This is a genomic window from Mesorhizobium sp. M7A.F.Ca.CA.001.10.2.1 (genome assembly GCF_003998575.1).
Lineage (GTDB): Bacteria > Pseudomonadota > Alphaproteobacteria > Rhizobiales > Rhizobiaceae > Mesorhizobium.
Genome location: NZ_RZQY01000367.1, coordinates 1 through 5,850, shown reverse-complemented (window position 1 = coordinate 5,850; position 5,850 = coordinate 1). Strand labels below are relative to the sequence as shown.

The 5,850-nt window shown below is 62.9% G+C and carries 5 protein-coding genes; 2 read left to right on the top strand and 3 right to left on the bottom strand.

Annotated elements, in window-relative coordinates; all coding sequences use genetic code 11:
* The 3 genes from EN964_RS21795 to EN964_RS21785 all read right to left on the bottom strand — a co-directional run.
* A partial coding sequence (locus EN964_RS21795) for a xanthine dehydrogenase family protein subunit M (RefSeq protein WP_206528740.1) occupies nucleotides 1–312 on the bottom strand: 312 nt, incomplete at its 3' end.
* Between the two features lie 85 nt (nucleotides 313–397).
* Nucleotides 398–2,746: a xanthine dehydrogenase family protein molybdopterin-binding subunit gene (locus EN964_RS21790; RefSeq protein ID WP_127276722.1), complete on the bottom strand. Its 2,349-nt coding sequence runs from the start codon at nucleotides 2,744–2,746 to the stop codon at nucleotides 398–400.
* 122 nt (nucleotides 2,747–2,868) lie between these two features.
* A complete protein-coding gene (locus EN964_RS21785; RefSeq protein ID WP_127272058.1) occupies nucleotides 2,869–3,366 on the bottom strand; it encodes a (2Fe-2S)-binding protein in 498 nt (165 codons plus the stop codon).
* 264 nt (nucleotides 3,367–3,630) lie between these two features.
* Between EN964_RS21785 and EN964_RS21780 the strand changes: the two genes are divergently transcribed.
* The gene (locus EN964_RS21780; protein ID WP_127270230.1) at nucleotides 3,631–4,815 is read left to right on the top strand and encodes an FIST signal transduction protein; all 1,185 of its coding nucleotides are present in this window, start codon (nucleotides 3,631–3,633) and stop codon (nucleotides 4,813–4,815) included.
* Nucleotides 4,816–4,830: 15 nt separating this feature from the next.
* Nucleotides 4,831–5,850: HAMP domain-containing sensor histidine kinase (locus tag EN964_RS21775; protein WP_164775920.1), on the top strand; the 1,020-nt coding region annotated here is incomplete at its 3' end.

Below are 5,850 nucleotides of genomic sequence, written 5' to 3'. Positions count from 1 at the left end.
GTGGCGCACCGCCGGATCGCCGATCAGCGATGCCAGATGGGAAAGCGCCGGACAGGCCTTCTTCAGCTTCTCGTCATTGGCAACAGCATTATGCGTGGTGGCAGCGCCGATGGTGACGGTCTTGCCCGACACCGTGACGCCCTGCAGCTCCGTGATCCGCGACAGGTCGACAAGGTCGGACGGCGCGGCAAGCCGCGTCTTCATCGCCGGGATCAGCGTCATACCGCCCGAAAGCAGCTTGGCGTCGCCGGTCTTGATCAGCTTGGCGGCATCGGCGACCGAGGCGGCGCGATGATAGTTGACTGCGTACATTTGTCTTTCTCCCCTGGGTGAAAGAGCGAGCAGGAAGTAGCGAACATTCTCTTCCCTATTCGCTACCCCTATTCGCCATTCGCGTTCAATGTTTCGTCGCGCGGATCGCGGCCCACACGGTGGACGGCGAAGCCGGCATGGCAAGATCGTTGCTGCCGATGGCGTCGGTGATAGCGTTGATCACCGCCGGCGGCGAGCCGATCGCGCCGGCCTCGCCGCAACCCTTGATCCCCAACGGATTGCCCGGGCAAGGCGTGTTCGAGGTCGAGACCTTGAACGACGGCAGATCGCCGGCGCGCGGCATGGTGTAGTCCATGTAGCTCGCGGTCAGCAATTGTCCGCTGTTGTCGTAATGGGCGCCTTCGAGCAGTGCCTGGCCAATGCCTTGCGCCAGCCCGCCATGCACCTGGCCCTCGACGATCATCGGATTGATGATGTTGCCGAAATCGTCGGCGGCGACGAACTGGACGATCTCGGTCACGCCGGTTTCCGGGTCGACCTCGACCTCGCAGATATAGCAGCCCGCCGGGAAGGTGAAATTCGACGGATCGTAGAACGCCGTCTCCTTGAGCCCGGGCTCCATGCCGCCCGGCAGGTTGTGGGCAGTGTAGGCGGCCAGCGCCATCTGGAACCACGGCACGTTCTTGTCGGTGCCGGCCACCTTCAGCGCGCCGTTCTCGATGATGATGTCGCCTTCGTCGGCCTCGAGCAGGTGCGCCGCGATCTTCTTGGCCTTGGCCTCTACCTTGTCGAGCGCCTTGACGATGGCTGACATCCCGACCGCACCCGAGCGCGAGCCATAGGTGCCCATGCCCATCTGCACCTTGTCGGTATCGCCATGCACGATCGAGACCGAATCGAGCGGCACGCCGAAGCGCTCATTGACCAGTTGCGCGAAGGTCGTCTCATGGCCCTGGCCGTGGCTGTGAGAGCCGGTCAGCACCTCGATCGTGCCGACCGCGTTGACGCGCACTTCCGCCGATTCCCAAAGGCCGACACCGGCGCCGAGCGAGCCGACGGCCGCAGACGGCGCGATGCCGCAGGCCTCGATGTAGCAGCTCATGCCGATGCCGCGCAGCAGCCCCTTGTTGGCGGCGGCGGCCTTGCGCTTGGCGAAGCCGGCATAATCCGACGCCTGCATTGCCGCATCGAGCGAAGCGGCATAGTCGCCGGCGTCATAGCACATGATGACCGGCGTCTGATGCGGAAACGAGGTGACGAAGTTCTTGCGCCGCAACTCAGCCGGCGAAACGCCGAACTGGCGGGCCGCCGTCTCCATCATACGCTCCATGACGAAGGTCGCTTCCGGCCGCCCTGCCCCGCGATAGGCATCGACGGGCGCGGTGTTGGTGTAGATCGCCTTCACATTGGCGTGGATGGCCGGGATGTTGTACTGGCCCGACAGCAGAGTCGCATAGAGATAGGTCGGCGTCGCCGATGAAAACAGCGACATGTAGGCGCCGAGATTGGCTTGGGTTTCCACCTTCAGGCCGAGGATCCTGTGGTCCTTGTCGAAGGCCATTTCAGCATGGGTGTGATGGTCGCGGCCATGCGCATCGGTCAGAAAACTCTCGGTCCGGTCGGCCACCCATTTGACCGGCACGCCGGTCTTCTTCGACGCCCACAGGCAGACGATCTCTTCGGGATAGATGTAGATCTTCGAGCCGAAGCCGCCGCCGACATCGGGCGCGATCACGCGCAGCTTGTTTTCCGGCGCGACATTGTAGAAGGCGCTCATCACCAGCCGCGCCACATGCGGGTTCTGCGAGGTCGTCCAGCAGGTATAGTGATCCTCGGCCTTGTCGTAATGGCCAAGTGCGGCGCGCGGCTCCATGGCATTGGGCACCAGCCGGTTGTTGATGATGTCCATCTTGACGACATGGGCTGCCTTCCCGAAAGCCGCCGCGGTGTCGTCGGCATTGCCGATGTCCCAGTCGAAGATCAGATTGTTGTCCGCTTCGGGGTGGATTTGCGGCGCACCCTTGTCCATCGCCTTGGAGGCATCGACGACGGCCTTCAGCTCCTTGTAGGTGATCTCGACCGCCTCGGCGGCGTCGCGCGCCTGCCCCTTGGTCTCGGCGACGACGATGACGACGGCGTCGCCGACATAACGGACCCGGTCGAAGGCGAGTGGCGACCACGCTCCCATCTTCATCGGCGAGCCGTCCTTGGAGTGGATCATCCAACCGCAGATGAGATTGCCGATGCCGTCGGCCTTGAGTTCCTTGCCGGTCAGCACGCCGATGACGCCGGGCATGCCTTGGGCCTTCTTCACATCGATCTTCTTGATCTGCGCATGCGCGTGCGGACTGCGCACAAAGGCGGCGTGCTTCATGCCGGGAACCACCATGTCGTCGACATAGCGGCCGGCGCCCGTGATGAACCGTTTGTCTTCCTTGCGCGCGACCCGAGCGCCAACACCTTCAATGCCCATCAGAAATTCCTCCGGAATTATGGGAGTAGGGCAGTAGGGAGTAAGGGACTAGGGAAAAAGGGCCTCGTTGCGTTGGCCTTTTTGCCCTACTCCCCTACTGCCCTACTCCCTTATTCCCTTGCCTAAGCAGCTTGTCTCGCCTTACCCTTGGACCCCTTCATCGTCGTCGATGCGGCGAGGATCGCCTTGACGATGTTGTGGTAGCCGGTGCAGCGGCAGATGTTGCCGTCGAGCTCGGCACGCACCGTCGCCTCGTCGAGCCCTTCGGGGTGGCGGCTGATCATGTCGGTCGCCGTCATGATCATGCCCGGCGTGCAGAAGCCGCATTGCAGCCCGTGATGTTCCTTGAAGGCGGCCTGCACCGGATGCAGGTCGGCGCCATTGGCCAGGCCCTCGATCGTCAGCACGGTGGAGCCGGAGGCCTGCACCGCGAGCATCGTACAGGATTTGACCGCCTTGCCATCGACGTGGACGACGCAGGCACCGCATTGCGAGGTGTCGCAACCGACATGCGTGCCGGTAAGGCCGAGATTTTCCCGCAGGAAGTGAACCAGAAGTGTTCGGTCCTCGGCAGCACCGCTGACCCGCTTTCCGTTCACCATCAACGAAACGTCCGACATGGTCCCTCCCTGGGTATCAACCTTGGTATCCACGCTGCCGACGCGGTATTCGCGCTTCGGTGGTGCATTATTCGTACACCGCACATCGGACAAAAAACAGCACGTCGCAAACGCGGAACATTGTACTTTCGGTCATGGCCGCGCCCAAACATGCGGTGCCGGTGGCCCCATTGCCAAACCGCCGATTGAAGGCAACAATGTCGGTCGACGCCCGCGCGCCAGAAGCATTTAAAAACAGCCGCGCACAAAAAAGCGTCGGAGGAAATGCGGAGAACATCGCTGGCCAATTCACAGACGCGCTATGCATGCGGCCTGTCGGCGCTCACTACGGACGAGCCCGACATGGAGGCGTTCGCCAAGGCGATCGCACTGGAAGCAGCCGCCATCGACGCAGGCTTTGCCCTGCTGTTCTTTTCCCAGAGCCTGGTCGAAGCCAGCGCCCTTTCCCAGGCGCTCATGACCCACGCACCGGCGCTCCACCACGCCGGCTGTTCGACTGCCGGCGAGATCACGCCGCAAGGTCTCGAGGATGGCCATGTGCTGGCCATGCTGCTTCCGTCCACCGCGTTCACCGCCGTCAGCGTGATGGTCGAAAATCTGTCCTCGTCGGGTATGGACAGGATCACCGGCGAGGTGGAGACCCTGCGGCGATCGCTGCGCGCGCGCCCTGGTTGCGATCGGACCAAAGGCACTTTCGCGCTCTGCTTCATCGACGGGCTCTCTTATGCCGAAGAAGCGGTGAGTTCAGCCATCCACTGGGGCCTCGACGACATTCCGCTGCTTGGCGGCTCCGCCGGCGACGATCTGAAATTCGAGACGACGCGCCTGATCTCGAACGGCAAGGTCACCTCCGACAGCGCCATCATCGTGCTGATATCGACCGAAATTCCCTTCCATGTCTTCAAGACCGACAATTTCGTTCCCACCGATGAAAAACTGGTGGTGACGGCTTCCGATCCCGATCACCGCATCGTGCGCGAGTTCAATGCCACCAATGCGGCGCAGGAATATTCCGCGTCCGTCGGCATCGTCGCGCAGATGCTGACGCCACTGAGCTTCGCCTCGCATCCCGTGGTGGTGAAGGTGGGCGGCCAATATTATTGCCGGTCGATCCAGAAGATGCATGCCGACGGCTCGCTGTCGTTCTTCTGCGCCATAGACGATGGCGTTGTGCTGTCGATCGCTCAACCCAAGGACATGGTCGAATCGACGCGCGCCGCCCTGCGCGATGTCGAGGAGAGGCTTGGCGGTATCGACATGATCCTCGGCTTCGACTGCGTGCTGCGCCGGCTGGACGCGCGCAATCGGCAGGTATTTCGCGAGATCTCGGAACTCTACCGGGTCAACAATGTCATCGGCTTCGGCACCTATGGCGAACAGTACCGGTCGATGCATCTGAACCAGACTTTCACCGGCATCGCCTTTGGCGAGCGCCAGGCGGCGGAATAGGACGGCGCAAACAAGATGCCGCTGAGGGACATAAACGATCTTGAAAAGCTGAAGAAGATCAACGCGGCACTGGTCAGCCGCGTCGAGCGCTCTATGGACCAGCAAGGCAACGCCTTTTCGCTGTTCCAGACCGCGATCTCGCTGGAAAACCGGGTGCGCACCCGCACCGAGGAACTGCACTCGACCTTGCGCCGGCTGGAGCAGTCGAACATCGACCTCAGCGCCGCCAAGGAAAACGCCGAACTGGCGAACCTGTCGAAAACCCGTTTCCTCGCCGCTGCCAGCCACGACGTGCTGCAGCCGCTGAACGCGGCCCATCTCTCGGTTTCGGCGCTCGCCGAAGTTCAGACCAGTGACGAGGGCAAGAAACTGGTGCGGCAGGTCGAGCGCTCGCTGGAGACGATGGAGGACCTGCTTAGAACCCTGCTCGACATCTCAAAGCTCGATGCCGGCGTGGTGCAGCCCGACATAGGCGACGTCAGCCTGGAGGCGCTGTTCTCGTCGCTCCGCTCGGATTTCCTGCCGGTGGCGGAGATGAAAGGCCTGTCGCTGAAATTCCGGCCGGTCCACGCCGTGGTCCGCTCCGACCGCACGCTGCTGCGCCGCATCCTGCAGAACATTCTTTCCAACGCGCTGGGCTATACACGCTCGGGCGGCGTGCTTGTCGGCACCAGACATCGCGGCGACACCATCCGCATCGACGTCGCCGATACGGGCTGCGGCATTCCCGACGACCAGCGCGAGGCGGTGTTCGAGGAATTCCATCGCGGCACCTCGCCGGCCAATGCCGAACTGGACGGTGGCGGTCTCGGGCTCGGGCTCGCCATCGTGCGCCGCATGGCCAGCGCGCTCGGCCATCCCGTGACATTCTCGTCGAAGGTCGGACGCGGCACGATCTTCCACATCGATGTTCCGGTCGGCATCGGTGCGCCAGCCGATGCCATCGCCAGCGTTGCCGACATGGAACGGCCGCGCGGCTATGGCCTGTTCGGCACCAAGGTGCTGCTGGTCGAGAACGATATCGAGGTGCTGCAG